This window comes from Bradyrhizobium sp. NAS96.2 (assembly GCF_001908235.1).
In the GTDB taxonomy this organism is placed as follows: Bacteria; Pseudomonadota; Alphaproteobacteria; order Rhizobiales; family Xanthobacteraceae; genus Bradyrhizobium.
Map to the genome: position 1 here is coordinate 93,127 of NZ_LGHK01000025.1, position 19,061 is coordinate 112,187.

The window sequence follows — 19,061 nt, forward strand, 5'->3', positions numbered from 1 at the left end:
CATCGCGGCGGCGTGCATACAGCAACGATGGCTGGTGCTGCCCAGTTGGCGGTACGGCTTGAGAATCGAATTGCAGCCAAGGCTGATACTTGGCACGCCATTTCGGACCAGGACCCCGCATGTAGTGCAGCTCGGGCCGGTAGCTGTCGCGCACGTCCAGAATCAGATTACGAACGACACAAGCGAAATCGGAGGCCGTGTCGGCCGCCCTCCGAGCAAGACCCGACAAGGCGCATGCATCCAAGATTCTCATCGCTGTGACTCCTCGGTCGCCCACGGTAGATCGGACAATTGACGCCCCGAGCATAGTCCACGAAAAGAGAACCAAACCATTGCACAGAGGTCGATCGCGTACTTTACATTGGCGAACAACAGCAAACCTAAGTTTAGATCTGCCCGAGCCTAACCGACCTTCAAACGGCGCTTACTCGGATCTGCCGCGATGCAACACGGCCCAGCTGACCTGCGCTGCGGCGATGCCGCGTGCTTTCAGCACCGACGTCGTGATGCTAGGTTCGACGTCGGCAGGAACTACCTGCTTCCTGCTTCATACAGAACGGGAGGACAACATGGCTGAGAGCGTCTACAAGGTCATTGAGCTCATCGGGACCAGCGATACATCCTGGGAAAAGGCCGCCGCCAACGCGGTGGAGCAAGCCGCAAAATCCCTGCGAGATCTTCGCGTTGCAGAGGTCGTCAAACTCGATATGCAACTGGACGCCAAGGGAAAAGTCGAAGCCTATCGCGCCAAACTCAACGTCTCATTCAAGTTCGAGGGCTCCTGACCTGAAGTGAACTTGCTTCACGGCCGGATCGTCGACCGCCGGATCGCGCTCGCGTTGACACTTCATGCGGGCCCCCCGAAGTTACTCCTCCGCGAATGTCAGGTCGCAAGCGGGGCTACATCCGCTTGACCTGTTCGAGCCAGCTCACAAAGTGTGGGCGCCCTCCAAATCTGCTCCCCAATGCTTCCAATTCTTGTCGAAAAATCGGGAGAGAAAGTGTTCTTTTGATATCTGGCTCTCTTATCTTCCAGACCTCCGATGGAAGGTAGCCATGCACTTTGAGCTCATAGAGTTCGAAGATCGAGTAAATGATTTCATGTGCTGCTCGACGTTCTTCCGGCGTCATCTCCAAGTTACCGGGCCCGTCCCGCCCATCGAAAGCAGTTATTGGGAGGTTGCGCCTCACGTCAGAGATTTGATCAGAATATTTGAGAAATATCTCGGCTCCCAAACGCCTATTGTTGGTGTAAAGCGCAGTGTAGACGGCAATACTGCCAACGATGACGGTGCCAAGTGTCATGAATCGCAGAATATGATCAAGCACTTGCACTCTCCTTTGCTCGTGCACATGCGAGAGCCGGATTACATCGTTTGAAATCTTGGCCATGCCGAGCGCGTCACCACCGGTAGAGCTTGGTTGATGCGCCCGACCGATGCTCCCATGATGTTCACTCTGCCGCGAGCGCGCCGTAACGGAGAGGTAGACCGAGATGCTCCCAGACGTGGACCAGCGCCTCAGCGAACGCATTGATGAGAGCGTCATCGTGATACGGCGTCGGCGTGATGCGCAGCCGTTCGGTGCCGCGCTGAACGGTCGGATAGTTGATCGGCTGGACGTAGATGCCATGCTCGGCGAGGAGGAGATCACTCGCTTCCTTGCACTTCTCCGGATCACCCACCATCACTGGCACAATGTGCGTGTCATTCGGCATGACCGGCAGGCCGGCGGCATTGAGCGCAGCCTTGACCCGCGCGGCACGGTCCTGATGGCGGTGGCGCTCCCATTGCGAGGTCTTGAGGTGCCGGATCGCCGCGGTCGCCGCGGCGCACACCGCCGGCGGCAGCGCGGTGGTGAAAATGAACCCGGGCGCGTACGAGCGCACCGCATCAATGATATCAGCATTGGCCGCGATGTAGCCGCCGAGGCAGCCGAATGCCTTCGCCAGCGTCCCCTCGACTACGTCGATGCGGTGCAAAGCCCCTTCCCGCGCGGCGATGCCGGCACCGCGTGGCCCGTACATGCCGGCCGAATGGACCTCGTCGATATACGTCATGGCGCCGTAGCGCTCGGCGAGGTCGCAGATCCGATTCACCGGCGCGACGTCGCCGTCCATCGAGTAGATAGCCTCGAACACGATCAGCTTCGGACGGTCGGGCGCCGCCGCCGCCAGCAAATCTTCGAGATGACTCACGTCGTTGTGGCACCAGATCTTCTTTTCCGCGCTGGCGCGCCCTACGCCCTCGATCATCGAATTGTGGTTCCAAGCGTCCGAGAAGATCACGCAGTTTGGAAGAAGCTTGGCGATGGTCGCGATACCGGTCTCGTTGGATACGTACCCCGAGGTGAAGACCAGGGCAGCCTCCTTACCGTGCAGGTCGGCGAGCTCGCGCTCCAACTCGACCAGCGGGTGATCGGTGCCGGAGATGTTGCGGGTGCCGCCGGCGCCGGCGCCCATGCGAGTGGCGGTTTCGACCATAGCGCCGATCACCTTCGGATGCTGGCCCATGCCGAGGTAGTCGTTCGAGCACCAGATCACGACCGGCCGCGGGCCGTCCGCTGAATGCCAGATCGCGTGTGGAAATCGACCGGCAATACGCTCGATATCGGCAAACACGCGATAGCGCCGCTCCTCATGAAGGCGCGCAAGCGCTGCGGAAAAGAAGTGATCATAGTTCATAGAGAACGATCTCCGTCCAGCTTGCGCTCGATCATCGAAAAAACCCTTCTATGAAGACGGCCGCCGCCAATTCGAGTCGGGCCTTAATGGAGCGGCCGGTCCTTCCGGAGGCTAAGGACCGCCCGCGGGGAGCCACCCTAGGCTCCCCTGCCCAGCTTGCCGATGACACAGCGCCACGCTGCGAGGCGCTCGGCCGGATGCTGCCTCATCCAATCCGCAAGCTGCGGCGCCCCCATCAAGCATGACCGCACCGAGACATCCGCGAAATCTGAGGTGGTGACGGTCTGCTCGTGACAATTTTCCGGAGAGGACAGGCTGCAGAGGACGGCGATGATCTTGATCACGAGAGAGCCCCAAGGTCGCGAGCCGCAATGGCATGGCCGATGGTGTGAGCCGTCGCCCCTTTGTTGCTCGGCGTTTCCCTCGGCAATGGCAGGACCACGCTGTCACAAGTTGCCTGAGCTTCCCGCACCAGGCGACTGCGCTCGCGCCCGGACTGCTGGATGAACCGAAAGAACTCTTCCATGTTCCGTCTCCTCTCTAGCTCTCTACACCATTCATTTGGCGACATGAGCCGCTCACTCTACGTTCGATCGCCTACGCCCCACGAGCGCTACGTTTGTGATCGGGTCGGTCCGCGAAAATGTAGAGCGGACGGGCCGTGCCTTCCGCGACTTCGCGTGAAATCACGACTTCTTCCACACCTTCCAGGCCCGGCAGATCGAACATGGTCTCGAGCAGGATCGCTTCGAGGATCGAACGCAGACCACGCGCGCCGGTCTTGCGCTCGATCGCCTTGCGGGCGATCGCGCCAAACGCCTCGTCGGCGAAGGTCAGCTCGATGTTCTCCATTTCGAACAGCCGCTGGTACTGTTTCACCAGCGCGTTCTTGGGCTCGGTGAGAATCTTCTTCAGCGAGTTCTCGTCCAGATCCTTGAGCGTCGCCACAACAGGCAGACGACCGACGAACTCGGGGATGAGGCCGTACTTCAAGAGATCCTCAGGCTCGACGTGGCGGAAGATCTCGCCGGTACGGCGATCTTCCGGCGCCATCACCTGCGCCGCGAAACCGATCGAGGTCGACCGGCCGCGCGCGGAGATGATCTTCTCGAGGCCCGAGAACGCACCGCCGCAGATGAACAGGATGTTGGTGGTGTCCACCTGCAGGAGCTCCTGCTGCGGATGCTTGCGGCCGCCCAGCGGCGGGACCGAAGCCACGGTGCCTTCCATGATCTTCAGCAGCGCCTGCTGCACGCCCTCACCCGACACGTCGCGGGTGATCGAGGGATTGTCGGACTTGCGGCTGACCTTGTCGATTTCGTCGATGTAGACGATGCCGCGCTGGGCCCGCTCGATATTGTAGTCGGCGGCCTGCAGCAGCTTCAGGATGATGTTCTCGACGTCCTCGCCGACATAGCCGGCTTCAGTCAACGCGGTCGCGTCTGCCATGGCGAAGGGAACGTCGAGGATGCGGGCCAACGTCTGCGCGAGCAGCGTCTTGCCCGAACCGGTCGGACCGATCAGCAGGATGTTCGACTTCGCGAGCTCGACGTCGTTGTGCTTGGTCTGGTGGTTAAGCCGCTTGTAGTGATTGTGGACGGCGACCGACAGCACCTTCTTCGCATGGCTCTGGCCGATGACGTAGTCATCCAGGACCTTGCAGATTTCCTTCGGCGCCGGAATGCCGTCGCGTGACTTGACCAGCGAGGATTTGTCCTCCTCGCGGATCATGTCCGTGCAGAGCTCGACGCACTCGTCGCAGATGAAGACCGTGCCACCCGCAATTACTTTGCGGACTTCGTGCTGGCTCTTGCCGCAGAACGAGCAAAATAGCGGGTTCTTGGAAGGTAATTGAACTGCCATGGCGACCTCAATGCGGCTTGCCGAGGACGAACGAGAAGGGGATGACAAAGAGTTCATCGCCCTGGTCGTCGCTAACGTGCAGGACCCAGTCGCGCCAGTCTTCAAGGCTAAGCTCATCAGTGAACGAGTGCACGACGCGAGTCGCGTGATCACGGGCCTCTTCGAGACCGTCTACAACGGCGCCACGTCGATCGACGAAAACCTTTTGCGTGCTCGAACAGTGAAAATAGACTTGGGTCATGTTGAGCTCCTTCAACAGAACGGGTTACCGAAAATTACCGCCGCAGATGTCGTCGCGGTGACACTGACGGCAGAGTGGAAGATGCTCGCATGAGCTCGAACCACATCCAGGTGGTCATGAGAGGAAATAGGATCATCTGAACACCTCGTTGACTGTATGTGGCGGCGGATAGCGCGAAGATCGGCAGCATCGAACGGCTGATGATCGACAAGACGAGCGGCAAAGTGTCGTATGCGGTTCTCAGTTTTGGCGGCTTTCTCGGCATCGGCGACGACCACTATCCGTTGCCATGGCAATCGCTGAAATACGACACAAACCTTGGCGGCTACGTCACAGGCATCACGGAAAGCCAGCTTCAAGGCGCGCCGAAATATCGAGACGACGCGGGCTGGAATTGGAACGACCCTACGGTCGGCCGATCTGTGAATGAGTACTACGGCGTCCCGTTCTGACTGTATCCATTCCGAGGCGCGCCCGCTCTGGGCGCGCCCAGCTCTATTTGCGCATGTCCGTTCAACGCGAAATCTACCAAAGCTCTAACGGAAATCGCTGGACTTTATGCAGCGAGGATGACGGGCGCGTTTTCGTCCTGCACGAGGCAAATCTGCGATCGGCGACGCCTTGGAGCAGATCGAGATTTCCGATTTTCTGTCTCACGGTAAGGCCGGCCCGGAACAACAAGCGCTGCTTCGACCGATTGCAACGCTCGCTCAAATGAACTGAGCCACTCGCTCGGCGTTGTCAGCGTCTGGAGGCTATAAATGTCCATCGAAGAGACGGAAACAGGTGTCCGAGAGACGCTGCGCGAGTTTTCGCGGGGCATCGCTAACGATGTTGTGCGCCCGACGTGGATCGACCGCCTTAGTGCCGCAACTCGCGAAGCTCCGCTTGAAATGCTCGCCGCAGCATTTTTGGTCGGAGCCCTCCTAGGGCGTCGACGCTATTAGAGCACTCGTCCAGCCCGGCATCGCGGCGGCAATCAACAATGTGCTGATCGCGGGATTGCCCCGGCTATTTCTCCTCCGGTAGCCTCTTGGAATGCCTCCCCTCCAGCAGTAGCCCCCACCATGACCGACACTACCGCCGAGACAGCCCGGCTGATGAAGGTCGCCGAGGCGATCGTCCATGAGATGGACCGCCAAGGCGTCGCCGAGTTATTGGCCGATCGAGGCTTCAAGATTATGGATCCGGCGAACGTCGTGATACGCGCCGCGGACGGCGACGTGATCCCGTTTCGAAGGCCGTCGAGCTAACGCACGCCCAATTGACCAAAGTCTCGCATTGCGAGCGCACGCGAGACCCAAATCCTAGCGGCTTCTCGCCCAACATGTTTCGGGCGATCATGGCCGCATGGGCTCGAAATCCCGGGAGTACATGTTCGGCGCGACTGTCAGGCACCTTGCCGAACGGGCTGCGGAGGCGCGTCGGGAGGCCAATGTGCTAGGCTGCCAGGCGTGGAACGCCCGGATGCTCGCCTTCCAGGGGCCTGCCCAGCCATCCCCTGCCCTCGGTGACGCGCTCAACGCCGGCTACCGCTATCTCGAGGTGAAGTGCCTCGGCTGCGACACCCATCAGACAGTGGCGCTGGATATCGTCCGCCGACCGAAGTGGACACCGATCCACGAGCTCGAGCGGTATATGCGATGCAAGGCTTGCTCACGCCGGGCCGGTCACCCGTTTAAGCGCAGCCATCTGGTGGCACTGCGGACGAACAAGATCTCAACCATGAATCCGCCGTCGACTTGGTGGCCGGGGGGAACGGTGACAGCCCTAACGCTCGTCCCGCATATATGGACTTCGCTAAGAGACGAGTCGTAAGTCTTGATCCGCTGCTATCGTGTTTGGCCCGTGCATGTGCGCCACATTCGCCGGGTTGCCCCACAAGGTCCAAGCGATTGCGCCACTGGCAAGTATTCCACCGCAGATCGCCAAAAGGTCCTGCCTCATTGCGTGCCTCCATATACGGTCGGTCATCTCGAAGCATAAATCAGGCCACGCCCGATGAGCACGTTGGAGCGCCATACGTAAGGAGGAATCGATAGTCGTCTAATTTCGGAACCCCACGATGCTCCAATCCGCGGCCGGTTGCCCAACAAATCACCTTACGAAGGTTGCTCCATCACGCTGTGATGTGGATGGGTCCTTGGAGCGCCACCAGGATATGTCTCGCCTCGCACCATCTTTCCCACTCCCGTCGACCCAGACCCGACGGGGTATTGATTGGGAGAACCCGGCTTCGGCGCGCTCACATGGGTACACGGCTCCGGGCGCTGTGAACATCGTCGTGAATTGGCGTGACAGAGTTGGTCACACGATGCCACTCCGTGCGCGATGGAAGTCTTGATTCCCCGCCGATGAAACTGACAGCAGATCGCCCCTTCGTTAATCCTGAGAAAGCAGCCCGTAGGCTCATGGAGCACGCTCGAGCATTCGAGCCGATCCAGGACGGCCGGATCTACATCGAGAAAATCAACCGCCCCATGATCGACGAGGACAAGGCGACGCCGGCCGAATACTGGGCTGGTCTACAACACGCGATCGGCCAAGGCTGGCTCGAGTATCACGAGAGCGGGACATTCGTGAGGATGCTGCAGCCAGGCAAGGACCTCCTCTCATGAAAAACACCAGCGCCTCTACCGGGCGCTGGTGCTGTGCAACATGCCTCGAAGATCGGTGTTCCTAATCCGGTTGGACAAGCGCGGCCGACGTTAAGCCGGTCAAATCGTCGCACGAGAAACCTATGGCCAGGAGCTGGGTTTTGCCCGAATGGGAAAAGTCTTTCTAGCCATTTCCGTTATCGGCTTCTTCGTTCTAATGGCGACGTTTGCCGTCGTCGTTATCAACCTCTAAGACCTTATCCGATTCCCGCTCGTCGACGCCGTCTTGCTCGCCCTGGCAGGTGCACGGGCTGACGAGGCCCACCATTCTTCCAAAAGGTCGCCTAAGTCTGCCGTCCCGGAGGATCTGGCGCCGCGCCGAAGAAAGCCGGGTCCTCGGCGATATAGTCGAACACCTCGCCGTAGTTGAGATTGAGCTTTTCATGGATCAGCGCCCAATGTGCGCCATCGGGAAGGTCCAGCGCATACGTTCCTGCATTCACTTAGGTATGGCAGCGACGTTGTCATAAGAAACGGCCCCAGCACCCTTGGAGGGCAATGCTGGGGGCGTCTCACCGCGCGGGCTGAATCGAGAGAGGGCCGCTCGCGTATTACGGCCCCCAACCGAGAAAATTCTCGAAAATCTCACGCGCTGAAATGCTCTCACTCGGCAAGAGCTACTTTACCCTTATCCACAGGGTTTGAGGATTCCGGGAAAGCACGGTGTTCCGAACAACGGACCGATCAGCATACAGGAGCGCACCAACCATTCCCGGCACGGTACCTTCCTATTGGTTATCGTCCGTGCGCTGCCGGCTCCGACGTTTCCGTGTAGCCGCAGTTGAAGCACTCGAATACGCACCACTCGCGACCATCGTCATCGGCGTTATGCTTGATCGTGGCCATGCCCTTGCCGCACGCCCGACAAGGCGGCCAGTTGGGGGCTCCTCTAATCTTGAAAGCTGCCTTATTCATTCTCGGCGATCCGCTTGCGAAGGATCGCCAAGCGGAGTTGTACGGACGCTTCACTCCGTCCGAGCCTCTGGCCTATCTCCCACTGCGTAAGATGAGTGTTTCGTGCTAGCTGCAGAAGCCGTCGCTCTTCCTCTGCGGACCACTGTCCCATGTCCCTTCCACCGGAAATTGATTCGTCACTGGAAATACCAGGAAGGATGCCAGAGACCGGCTCGTTCGTCTTTCCGTTTTTCGGTTAGGCCCGCAGACTGCGTCCTATTCAGCCAGTGGTAGGAACCAAGCGCTGGCAGCTGCCGTTATTGGGCCGCCAGTGCTGTTCGGCAACAGCACTGTTTGTGGAAGCTGGCCTCAGCTTGTGCCTCTCGCTGGGGCTGGTCTCACTCTCTCGTAGATGAGTGGTTTGAGCCATGCAGGATGAGCTTCAACATCGGGGCAATCGACTTCTTGTAATTGAGCAACCAGGCGGCGGTTGATCGCGTATCCTGAGAAAAGCGCGGATCAATCTCAATCCCTGCAGATCGCTTCGCGCCGAGGGTTTGTTGTCGTTCATTCCCAGCTCCCTGCCCCGGCTTTCTGTAGGTGATCCAAGCGGCAAGTGCAACGAGGTTCCACGTCGTGCACAGGTTGCAATACAAATCCGGCCGAAAGGAGAAGCCCTACGGCGAGAATTTAGCGATCGGCACCGGTGCTCTTTGGCGGCTTGCGTTGTCGGGCGCCACTTGGCTGGCGGCAGCAGCCTCCCCCGCTTCTGGCTCGAGTGAGTGGAGCGGAGTCATCGGATTTCCCCCGCGGAGGCACTTCGTTCCACAGATCCCGCGGACACTGTCACAGTAGAAGCATCTAATACCGCACCCCTGCTCGCATCGGCCAACCGCTGATCAAAGCCACCAGGTGCCGAACAGGATCGTCAGCATCGTTAATGGGGCGCCCACTCTGAAATACGCCCAGAAGCCGAGTGTGATGCCGATGCGACGAGCCCGTTGCGCGACGATCAGGTTGGCGACTGAGCCGACGAGCGTCAGATTGCCGGCAAGCGTGGACGCCATCGCAACGAGAAGCCACGCCCGCGTTGGATCCTGCAGGTTGGCAACAAAGGGCTTCAGGACCAACACGGCCGGCACGTTGCTGACAAGGTTGGACAGGCCAGCGGTGACCAGTGACAAGACCGATCCAGAGTTGAGGTGTAGCTCGCCGATTCGCGCGACCATCTCCGGCGTGAGCACGGTCGCTTCCAAGCCAGCCACCACGATGAATAGCCCAACGAACATCAAGAGCAGCGTCCAATCGATCTCACTGTAGACCTTCTCGGGCCGCACGCGCCTTGTGAACAGCAGCAGCGCGCCGCCCACGATGGCCACCTTCGCGACCGGCTGGCCGGCAAAAAACAAGATGACCATCGCAAGCGTCACTAGAGACGACTTCAGGACCAGTGGTCCGTGGTAACGCACGGGATCCGCAACAACGGGGGAGAAACGCTCGCGAGTGAAGAATTCACGGCGATAGACCAGGGCGATCAGAAGCGCTGTAAGCACAAGACCAACGGCCGCAACCGGCCACAGGGCGGCCGCGAACGTGCCATAGGGGATGTGCGAAAGCCCGCCGATGATCATGTTCTGCGGATTGCCGGTGATCGTAGCTGTGCTCCCAACATTGGACGCCATCGCGATTGCGAGCAGATACGGGATTGGATCCCGCTTGAGCCGCGTGACCAGGTCGAGCACGAGCGGCGTCATCACGAGACAGATCGTATCGTTGACCAGGAAAGCCGAGAGCGCGCCTGCGAGCAGCACGATCGAGGTAAGCAGCACGAGCGGATGGCGAGCGCGCGTCACGGCCCAGTTGTTGACCAGTCGGAAGAATCCAGAGAGCCGCAGGTTGGCGACAACGATCATCATCCCGAGCAAAAGCGCAATCGTGTCGAAATCAATCGCCCGATACGCCTGATCGAGCGACATCACCCCCGATCCGACCATGAGGCTTGCGCCAAGCAGGGCGGCGCCGGCGCGGTCGAGGTGATAGCCAGGCAACTTGCCAATGGCGATGACGAGATAGGTGCCCGCGAAGATTACGACCGCGATACTGGCCGTTGCGTTGGCGCGAAGCGCTCCCATGGAAGGGAGCTGCCATCCGAAATATCTTGCGCCAACGATCCCGAGGATGATCGCCGCCGCAGTCAACGCGACTGCAATCCAACCGAACCTACGAGCTCGCAGCGCGCCATTGTTCGTGGCCGCCGGTTGGACCTGGGCTTGGCCGGATTGGGTTTCGATCGACACCATAATTCACTCCGCAGGGACGCGTAGCCCGACCAGGGTTGCTGGCGCGGGCAGGCGTGGCTCATTGACCTCAGGTTCGATGGACTTGATCTGTCCGCCGGTTTCTGGAACCGCAATCCAAAACAGGATGAAGGCGGCAAGCGCAACCGCGGCGAGGAAGAGGAATGCCGCATTATATCCTGCCATGTCGACGATGACGCCGGCGACGGAATTGCTCAGCGCGGCGCCGAGCCCCCAGGCCGCGGCGGCCGCCCCTTGCGCGAGGTTGTAGCGGCCGGTGCCCTTCGTCAGATCGGCAACGACGATATAGAACAGCGCGCCGAAGATGCCGGCACCAATACCATCGAGAATCTGAATCGAAACGAGGGCGTATGGGCTCTGAGCCAGTGTGTAGAGGACGCCGCGCAGCGGCAGCACGGCGAAGCCGGCAAGGAAGATCGGCTTCCGGCCCCACGCATCGGCCTTGCGGCCAACCAGGATCGCCATCGGAATCATCGCAATCTGTGCCGTGGTGATGCAGGCAGCCATGAACAGGGTCGCGGTCTCCTGATTGCCGATTGCGAGCTTTTCGCCAAGCAGCGGCAGCATCGCGGCGTTGGCGAAATGAAACAGCGAGATCGCGGCAGTGAACGCAAGAAGCGGCTTTGATCGTGCGAGGCTGCGCCAATCAGTGTGCTGCTCTTCATGCCCGCGCTCGGCGCCGCGCGCGAGCGCGTGATCAATGGCTCCTGGGTCGATTCGCAACGTTGCCCAGATGCTCGCAAGCGCGAGCGCAGCGATGAACCACAGGACGGCGCTGGGCGCGATGAGCCAGCCGGCGACGCCAGCCGCGACCGCCGTCGATGCCGTCCCTGCGTGGGTAAATGCTTCATTCCGGCCGACACGGCGCGTGAAGGCCTTTGGACCCACGAGGCCCAGCGAGATGGCCGCGATGGCCGGCGGGAAGGCCGCGTCGGCAATCCCGATCGCAATTTGGGCGATGGCAACCGGGATGAGAGTCGGAAACAGCGATATCGCCAGAGCCCCGAGCGCGACGGTCGCGGAGGCTATGACGATCAATCCGCGCTTCCAATGGGTCCAGTCGACGAACGCGCCGAGCGGGGCGCGGGCGATGACGGTCGCGACACCCGCGATCATCATGACGACGCCGATCTTGCCGGCGTCCCAATGTTGGCTGGCGAGCAGATAGACGGCGAGGAACGGGCCGAGGCCATCCTTGACGTTCGCAAGCAGGAAGTTGACCCAATCGAGCGCATACCGGTTCTTCATCGTCCTCTCCGCCTTGAAGAGTGGGAACGTCGCGCCAGCGACGTTCCTGCCTTCTGCACCTCTCACGCTGTCGCTTCGGCCGCGTCGGGCTCCGCAGCGTTAGCGTCCTCGTGCTTCGGCTTCTTGACGGGTTCAAAAGTGCCGTCCGATTTTGCGATCTCGCGGACTTCGATCACGCGGCCCCGCTCGTTGACGAGCCCCTCGCCATGCACGGAGACTTCCGAGCCGGGTCGCAGCCGATCGGAATGCCGCCGCGCTTCCTTATGCCCGAGATGGAGAATGGTGCCGTCGTGGAGCAAGGCGCCGCGGACCTGCCCCTTCGGGGCGAAGAGGGTCAGCCGCACGATCCCCGACGCCTCCATCGCGGCGCGTTCCGCCTTTGGCAGCTGGTCGCCGCTGTCCGCATCTTTCTCTTCAGGCCCCTCATCAATCACGACCGCACCACCCGCCGTTTCGATCGAAACTGCGGCGATCAGATCGGCACCACGCGGTTTCACGCCCCGCACACGGACTGAGCCGCCCGGGCGAACACTGGCCTTCAACTTGTCCGACAGATGTGGCGGGGTATGGACGAGGGTTTGGTCGCTGAGCACAAGACCATCAATGTCGCCATCGAGATTGATGGTGAACCGCTCAACGACGCCGGTCGTGACCGGAAGGTGGTCGGGATCAAGCCAATGCATAGTTTTCTCCTGTTAATGCTTTGAGGGGGTAGGCGGAAGAATTTGGAAGCTTCAGGGACGCGGGCCTTTCTTGCCGGGTGGCTCCGGACGCTGGATGAAGCTGAGCTGTGTCGGTGAAGGTCCGATTGCCTGCACGTCGATGACACGCCCCATCGGCGTCGTGAGCGCATCACCCTGGGCCGTGATGGGCTGGCTCGGAGCCAGGAACGCCGTGAACCTTTCGGCCTCAGGCGGAGGCAGGCGCAGGATGGTGCCGTCTTCGATCAGCACTCCGTTCACGTCGCCGCGCGGCCCGTGTAGCGCCATCTGGACGCGGCCTTGCACGGTCGAGGGCTGACCCGCCTGGCGCGGGCCTTTGGGGCCGGGACCGAATCCTGGGCCACTATCGGTGACCGTCTGACCCGAGCGATCATTGGTGATGGAGACCGCGGCAACCAGCGGGATCGTCATCGCCTTGAGGCCACGCACCGTCACCGCGTCGCCGGGCCTGACCGCATAGACGAGTTGCGTCGAGAGGTGCGGCGGAAGATGCACCTCGGTGCCGTCGGCAAGAATCAGGCCGTCGACGTCGCCGCGCGGGGTCAGCGTGTAACGGTTCACCGTCCCGTTGATCGCCGGCAATTGCTGGGGGTCATAGACGGCGGCGGGGCCTGCGGCGGCCGCAGGCCCGGAAGGCGGCGGAAGCGGTGGAGGCGGAGGCGCGCCCGCCGAGGGTGATGGCGGCAATGGTTGGGCGTAGAGCGATACCGGGACGGCACTCGAGACCAGCGCGGTTCCGGCAACGATGAGTAGACGCAGCGATCGCTTCATGGTTGGCACTCCTGTTCGCCCCCGCGGTACCAAGTCTTCCGCAAGGGCTATGCCAACCATGATCGTGTTGATCTATTTGATGTTTTCGGGAGGAGCCCGGCGCGCCTCGTCCGGCTTCACGACATCGCCTGTCCGATCAGCGGACGCCTCGCCGACATCGATCCCGTACTTCTGCGCCTTCGCGTAAAGGAGCTGGCGATGAATCCCTAAGCGCCGGGCCGCCTCGGTCCGGTTACCGCCCGCTTCGCGCAACGCGCGCGTGATCATGAACTCTTCCAGCCGGCCGACCGCAGAGGCGAGATCACCCTCCGCCCAGTCCGGCGCAGCGGTAGATCCGTGCGCGCGAGCGGCGATCGAGAGGAAGTCGAAATCCGTTGCCGCAATGGTATCGCTGCGGCAGAGGATCGCCACCCGTTCAATCGCATTCTTGAGCTCGCGGACATTCCCGGGCCAGGTGTGCGCCGACAGGCTGGTGGCGGCTTCCGTGCTCAGACGCTTGGGCGGGTCCGTTGCTTGATTCAGGAAATATTCCGCGAGCGGTACGATGTCGGAGGGACGCTCGCGCAGCGGCGCCAGGTGAATCGGCACCACGTTGAGCCGATAGAACAGGTCCTCGCGAAACTTCCCCTCCTGCACGGCGGCCGCAAGATCACGATGGGTCGCCGCCAGCACGCGCACATCGACCCGAATCGGACGGCCACCGACCGGCGCGACGTTTCGCTCTTGCAGCGCGCGAAGGATCTTCGCCTGCATCGTGAGATCCATATCTCCGACCTCATCGAGAAACAGCGTACCCTTGTCGGCATCGCGGAATGCGCCGCTGCGCTCGGCAAGGGCGCCGGTGAACGCCCCGCGCACGTGACCGAACAGCTCGCTCTCAAGCAGGTCTCTCGGAATCGCGGCGCAGTTCACGGCGATGAACGGCCCACTGCCGCGCCGTCCGTGCCGGTGAATGGCGCGCGCCACCAGCTCTTTTCCGGTTCCAGTCTCGCCGGTAATCAGGACAGTTGCATCGCTGTCGGCCACGAGCCCAATTGTCTTCTGTACCGCGCGCATCGCCTCGCTTGAGCCGACCAGATCATCATCTGGCGGTGACGCGCGGGACGCAGGCGTCGCGTCGGAATATGCCCGCGCCCGCAGCATCCGCGACATCAGGAAATCGAGATCGGCGCGAGCGATCGGTTTCGTGAGATGATCGAAGGCGCCCAGCCGCATCGCCTCGATGGTGTTGGCAGCGCTGGCATAGGCGGTAAGGATCGCGACAGGCGGCGCTTTAGCGGGGTCGGCACGCAGGCGCCGAAGAACTTCGAGGCCATCCATCCCTGGCATCCGAAGATCGAGCAGGACGGCATCGACCCGCTCGCGGCTGGCGAGATCAAGAGCGACCAGTCCGCTCGGCGCCTCGACCGCGCGGTGGCCGAGATCACTCAGCGTCTCGGCCAGCCCTTCTCGCAGCGCTGCGTCATCGTCGACAATCAGGATGGTCGCCATGGCAGCTCCAATACAAATACGGTCCCATCGCTTCTGTGAACGGCCCGCACCGTCCCACCATGCGCCTCGGCGATCTCCCGTACAACGGCAAGGCCAAGACCCGTACCCTCGGAACGTCCTGTCACGAATGGCTCAAATAGGTGGGCTCGCACTTCCTCGGGGACTCCGCGACCGGTGTCAGCAACGGACAAAGCCATACGATCCCCTATCCTTTCCGCAGAGAGCGTCACGCGACCACCAGCCGGCGTGTTCTGGATGGCATTGAGGATGAGATTGTCGATCGCTTGCGCGATTCGTGCGGGGTCGAAGCGCGCCTCGGCGCCGCCTCCGCAGACTTCGAGCTCGAGCCCCTGCTCGGCCGCTTGCTCGCGGAACAGCTCGATGCGCTCCGTCAGGAAGGCGGCCACGTCTTTGACCGGTAGCGCGACCAGCGGCGCGCGCTGGACTGAGCTCAGGAGATTGCGGAGCAGAGTTTCCAGGCGACCAATCTGCTCGACGATGACCCGCAGCGCGTTGTCCTTGCGTGCGAGATCGGGGCCGGCAGCGACAGCATTCTCGGCCTTGAGCCGCATTGCTGCAATCGGGTTTCGGATCTCGTGCGCGACGCCGGCGACGACACGCCCCAGTGTGGCGAGACGGTTGGCCTCGGCCACTTGCCGCACCAATGCCTCTGAGGTCCGGCGGGCCTCAGCCAGGCGGATACCCGCGCGGTTGATTGCTTCGACAATTCGATCGAGATCCCGCTGTCCGGTGAGGTCGAGCTTGGGCAGCTCATCGTTGCTGCTGGTGAGCGCCGCTTCCACCCGCTGTAGCCGTCGCGACCAGCCAAGGAGCAAGCGCCCAAGCCAGGCGGCAGACCCCAGCACGACGAGGAGCAGAACGCTCAGTCCCGCCATAGCCTGGATATAGGCTTGCCCGCCCGTGGTCGGCACGCGGGCCATGGTCCACGCAGACAGACCTGGAACAGGTCCGGGCAGAGGGCAGGCATGGAGCAGCAGGGTCTGTGCCCGGCCTTCCCGGCGGCGGTCAAAAGGCGCGCCGTCGAGCGCCGCGGTGTCGGCGGCTTCGCGGATGCTCGGCAGCTCAGCCTCCGGCAGATCGGTCTTCTGTCCGGTCCCCTCATAGGTCGGAAACGCATAGGCAAGCGAGCCTTCGCCCCTCTGCCAGATCCCGCCCTCGACGCCATTGAGATCACGGAGCGCAATCTGCACCACCCCGGTCAAGCCACGAGTCAGGTCAGGGTCGTGGACATCCGCCGGTGCGCGTGTCGCACCGGTGGTGAAGAACTGGTAGCGCGCCGCGATCGCATCGCAACCATGGGCCACGGCTGCTGATGCCCGCCGCAGCTGTTCCGTAGTCGACTGCTCGTAGAGCGAAAGCAGCAGTGCGCCGACGACGACGGAAGCGAGAAGGAAAGTACCCCAGCAGACGACGAACCAGCCGATGATCGAACGCGGTACGGCTCTGTCTGCCAGGTCCAAGATTTGACGACCAGTCCTGGTCAGGCGCCCGACGGACGCCTTTGCGTCACAGGGAGCGGCAGAGCGCATGATAATCTCCGAGCAATCTGGCCATCCCTTGGTTCACGTCTACGGGGCTCCCGTCCGATCATCCTCGTCGAACAACGCTACTTCAAGCCGCCTCATGGCCCGTTCTCCGGCAACAACCCACGAACGACAATCCGGGCTGCCATCAGTGCGGATCCCCGGGCGGCGTGGGTTTACCCCGAACCGATCACGGTGCCAGCCATCGCTGCTTGCGCAGGCTCGCCCATTGTCGCAGGCTCGTGCCGCTGTTTCTTGGTGTCCTCTCCCGTTTCGGGCATTGCGATCAGGAAGACCATGAAGGCTGCGAGCGCGACGCCGGCAAGCGTTAAGAAGGCGGCGCTGTAGCCGGCGTTTACGACGATCACACCCGCGACGATGTTGCTGAGAGAAGCGCCGATCCCCTGCACCGTCGCCACCGCGCCCCGACTCACGTTGTAGCGACCGGTCCCGCGCATTAGGTCGGCCAGCACCAGCGGCGTCAGTACCCCAAAGATGCCGGCGCCGACCCCATCGAGCAGTTGTACGGCGATGAGCCAGAAGCGATCATCCGAGACTGTATAGAGCACCCCGCGGAGCGGCAGGATCGCGAAGGCGGCGAGGAAGATCGGCTTGCGTCCCCAAGCGTCCGCCCTGGCTCCTGCAAGGAGCGCCATCGGCAGCATGACCACCTGCGCCGCCACGATGCAGGCCGACATTAACGGCGTCTCCTGACCCTTGTGCGCGAGTGCCAGCTTCTGAACGACCAATGGCAACATCGCGGCGTTGGCGAAATGAAACAGCGCCACACAGACGGCAAAGATCAGCAGCGGCCTGCATGTGAGGAGCACGCTCAAGCCAGACGGCTGTTCGCCGCCGACTGGATCGGTTCGGTCGAGACCGCGCGCCCGCGCGTGATCGATGGCGCTGGCAGGGATCGACAGTACCGAAAGAGCTGCCAGCACGGAAAAGATCGGAACAAGAAAGAAGACCGCGCTCTGGGAGAACCACCAGCCCACGACCCCAGCCACAATGGCGATCGACACATTGCCGGCATGATCGAAGGCAGCGTTCCTACCTGTGCGGTAAGCGAGACCGTGTGATCCCAGAATACCGAGGGTGATCGCGGCAATCGCCGGGCCGAAGAAGGCGCCGGCCACGGCCATCATCGTCTGTGCCGTCAGCACAACAGGGACGTTTGGCGCAGTCGCGATGGCGAGCGCGCTTGCAGTCAGGACGCCAAGTCCAGCCACAACGGCCCCACGTTTCCAACGCGTCGCGTCGATGAAGGCGCCAATTGGTGCGTGAACGACCAGCCCCACAATTCCGGCGACCGTGGCGACGATACCGATCGTCGCCGGGTCCCAATGCCGCTCGGTCAATAGGAAAATTCCGAGGTATGGCCCCAACGAGCCCCTGACGTCGGCAAGAGTGAAGTTGAGCCAGTCAAGGGACGCCCATCGCATGGTTGGTCTCCCGCTACAACAGCGACTTGGCCAGACTCGTAGGGCGATACGAATACATTCACCACTTGCGACCGTTCTTGTTCGGGCCGAGCTGCGTTCCAAGAATGCCTTTCTCCGGATAAGCACCGATCGCGTTGGCATCGTCGCCTGGCAGGTACGGCGGCAGCTCATAGCGGCCTGACTGGCTGGTCAGCACGGAGATCGCGTCGGAAGCCTCGCGCCCATCCGCGGTCTTGACCTGGACTGCGACGTGATGGACGCCATCCGCCGACTCACGGGAGTCCCAGACGCAGCCCCAGGTCGTGCTGGTCCCGCTCCTTTGCATCGGCTGCCACGAGCTGTCATCGATACGGCACATGGCGGAAACAACCCCCAGGGCGTCCCAGGTCTTGGCGCGCACCTCGGCGACGCCGCGCACCACCTGCTCGGGCTGGTCAAGATCAATGACGAAGGCTTGATCGGCGGGCGACGTGATCATGACGAACGGCCAGCCGCCGATTGGCTTGAACTTCCAACTCACCACGCCGTCGTCGAGATTGGTGATGGAGAAGCCGACCGGCCCCTCCTCGATCTGGCCGGTCGAGCGCGTGGCTGCATAGATCGTCCGGCCGTCATTGGCGATTTCGTTGTAGTGCGTGTGCCCCATGTCGACCATGATGACGCGATGCTTCCGCATCAGCGCCTGCACTGTGTCCGCGCTGCTTCCTAGTTCGCTCGGATAGGTATGCACGAAGAAGACCGGCCGTTGCTCACCCGCATCGGCCGCCTGCAACTCGCGTGCGAGCCACTCGAGTTGGCCGGGACCGATCCCAAAACCCTTCGGGCGCCCATTGTCTCGAGCATTAAGGAACAGGCACCGATAAGAGCTGATCGAACGGCTGCGCCAAAGCGCGGGCTCCAAGCAGCGGCAATAGAGATCAAGGCTGCCAGTCTTCGCATCGTGATCGCCGGGAATGATCTCCGACGGGATGGTCAGGCGTTCGATCGCCTGCTTGACGAGGAGAAACTGCTCCTCGGTTCCGTCCTCGGCGTTGTCACCAGGAAGGACAGCGAAGTCGATTCCGCCAGAGAGGTTCGTGTTCGCCTGCGCGATGAGCGTCAGGAACTCCTGATAGTTCTGCTCGTCACGATCGGTGATATGCAGATCGCCAAAGTGCACCCAGGAGAGCACGTTGGAATAGCGG

General features: G+C 61.8%; 21 protein-coding genes. 6 read left to right on the forward strand and 15 right to left on the reverse strand.

Going from position 1 to position 19,061, the window contains the following annotated elements:
• The first annotated feature begins 569 nt into the window (after positions 1-569).
• Complete coding sequence (locus tag AC628_RS07270) at positions 570-785, forward strand: dodecin family protein (protein WP_074126066.1); 216 nt, start codon at positions 570-572, stop codon at positions 783-785.
• A gap of 115 nt (positions 786-900) precedes the next feature.
• On the opposite strand, the gene AC628_RS07275 is transcribed toward AC628_RS07270, so the two are convergent.
• From AC628_RS07275 to AC628_RS45175, 6 genes are all read right to left on the reverse strand, one after another.
• Positions 901-1,392 carry a hypothetical protein gene (locus AC628_RS07275; RefSeq protein ID WP_143201479.1) on the reverse strand — a complete coding sequence of 164 codons (492 nt, stop codon included), beginning with the start codon at positions 1,390-1,392 and terminating at the stop codon, positions 901-903.
• A 61-nt stretch (positions 1,393-1,453) separates the two neighbouring features.
• The gene (gene hemA / locus AC628_RS07280; protein WP_074126039.1) at positions 1,454-2,683 is read right to left on the reverse strand and encodes a 5-aminolevulinate synthase; all 1,230 of its coding nucleotides are present in this window, start codon (positions 2,681-2,683) and stop codon (positions 1,454-1,456) included.
• A 137-nt stretch (positions 2,684-2,820) separates the two neighbouring features.
• Positions 2,821-3,027, reverse strand: coding sequence for a hypothetical protein (locus AC628_RS07285; RefSeq protein ID WP_074126040.1), 207 nt, complete (start codon positions 3,025-3,027; stop codon positions 2,821-2,823).
• Complete coding sequence (locus tag AC628_RS07290) at positions 3,024-3,209, reverse strand: hypothetical protein (protein WP_074126041.1); 186 nt, start codon at positions 3,207-3,209, stop codon at positions 3,024-3,026. The genes AC628_RS07285 and AC628_RS07290 overlap by 4 nt, the downstream gene beginning before the upstream one ends.
• 71 nt (positions 3,210-3,280) lie before the next feature.
• The gene (clpX, locus tag AC628_RS07295) at positions 3,281-4,546 is read right to left on the reverse strand and encodes an ATP-dependent Clp protease ATP-binding subunit ClpX (RefSeq protein ID WP_074126042.1); all 1,266 of its coding nucleotides are present in this window, start codon (positions 4,544-4,546) and stop codon (positions 3,281-3,283) included.
• 7 nt (positions 4,547-4,553) lie between these two features.
• Positions 4,554-4,787 carry a DUF6894 family protein gene (locus AC628_RS45175; protein WP_074126067.1) on the reverse strand — a complete coding sequence of 78 codons (234 nt, stop codon included), beginning with the start codon at positions 4,785-4,787 and terminating at the stop codon, positions 4,554-4,556.
• 158 nt (positions 4,788-4,945) lie between these two features.
• Between AC628_RS45175 and AC628_RS07305 the strand changes: the two genes are divergently transcribed.
• The 5 genes from AC628_RS07305 to AC628_RS07320 all read left to right on the forward strand — a co-directional run bounded on the left by AC628_RS07305 (position 4,946) and on the right by AC628_RS07320 (position 7,405).
• Complete coding sequence (locus tag AC628_RS07305) at positions 4,946-5,239, forward strand: PRC-barrel domain-containing protein (protein ID WP_502689541.1); 294 nt, start codon at positions 4,946-4,948, stop codon at positions 5,237-5,239.
• Between the two features lie 309 nt (positions 5,240-5,548).
• Positions 5,549-5,734, forward strand: coding sequence for a hypothetical protein (locus tag AC628_RS42635; protein ID WP_143201480.1), 186 nt, complete (start codon positions 5,549-5,551; stop codon positions 5,732-5,734).
• 120 nt (positions 5,735-5,854) lie between these two features.
• Entirely contained in the window at positions 5,855-6,040 is a 186-nt protein-coding gene (locus AC628_RS07310; protein WP_074126044.1) for a hypothetical protein, read from the forward strand.
• Between the two features lie 97 nt (positions 6,041-6,137).
• A complete protein-coding gene (locus AC628_RS45180) occupies positions 6,138-6,605 on the forward strand; it encodes a hypothetical protein (RefSeq protein ID WP_245321081.1) in 468 nt (155 codons plus the stop codon).
• Positions 6,606-7,141: 536 nt separating this feature from the next.
• Positions 7,142-7,405: a hypothetical protein gene (locus tag AC628_RS07320; protein WP_074126045.1), complete on the forward strand. Its 264-nt coding sequence runs from the start codon at positions 7,142-7,144 to the stop codon at positions 7,403-7,405.
• Between the two features lie 323 nt (positions 7,406-7,728).
• Here the strand turns inward: AC628_RS07320 and AC628_RS43785 are convergent, their stop codons facing one another.
• The 9 genes from AC628_RS43785 to AC628_RS07360 form a co-directional block, all read right to left on the reverse strand.
• Complete coding sequence (locus AC628_RS43785) at positions 7,729-7,887, reverse strand: hypothetical protein (RefSeq protein WP_168193323.1); 159 nt, start codon at positions 7,885-7,887, stop codon at positions 7,729-7,731.
• A 1,350-nt stretch (positions 7,888-9,237) separates the two neighbouring features.
• Positions 9,238-10,470: an anion transporter gene (locus AC628_RS07325; protein WP_074126068.1), complete on the reverse strand. Its 1,233-nt coding sequence runs from the start codon at positions 10,468-10,470 to the stop codon at positions 9,238-9,240.
• A gap of 171 nt (positions 10,471-10,641) precedes the next feature.
• Positions 10,642-11,904 carry an MFS transporter gene (locus tag AC628_RS07330; RefSeq protein ID WP_074126046.1) on the reverse strand — a complete coding sequence of 421 codons (1,263 nt, stop codon included), beginning with the start codon at positions 11,902-11,904 and terminating at the stop codon, positions 10,642-10,644.
• A gap of 62 nt (positions 11,905-11,966) precedes the next feature.
• A complete protein-coding gene (locus AC628_RS07335; protein ID WP_074126047.1) occupies positions 11,967-12,587 on the reverse strand; it encodes a hypothetical protein in 621 nt (206 codons plus the stop codon).
• A gap of 51 nt (positions 12,588-12,638) precedes the next feature.
• Positions 12,639-13,397, reverse strand: coding sequence for a hypothetical protein (locus AC628_RS07340; protein WP_143201481.1), 759 nt, complete (start codon positions 13,395-13,397; stop codon positions 12,639-12,641).
• A gap of 72 nt (positions 13,398-13,469) precedes the next feature.
• Complete coding sequence (locus tag AC628_RS07345; RefSeq protein ID WP_074126049.1) at positions 13,470-14,888, reverse strand: sigma-54-dependent transcriptional regulator; 1,419 nt, start codon at positions 14,886-14,888, stop codon at positions 13,470-13,472.
• Positions 14,873-16,369, reverse strand: coding sequence for a sensor histidine kinase (locus AC628_RS07350; protein WP_245321082.1), 1,497 nt, complete (start codon positions 16,367-16,369; stop codon positions 14,873-14,875). The genes AC628_RS07345 and AC628_RS07350 overlap by 16 nt, the downstream gene beginning before the upstream one ends.
• Before the next feature lie 239 nt (positions 16,370-16,608).
• On the reverse strand, positions 16,609-17,877 hold the full coding sequence (locus AC628_RS07355) for an MFS transporter (RefSeq protein WP_074126050.1): 1,269 nt from the start codon (positions 17,875-17,877) through the stop codon (positions 16,609-16,611).
• Between the two features lie 58 nt (positions 17,878-17,935).
• Positions 17,936-19,061 (reverse strand): metallophosphoesterase (locus AC628_RS07360; RefSeq protein ID WP_143201482.1); only part of this gene is annotated, 1,126 nt, incomplete at its 5' end.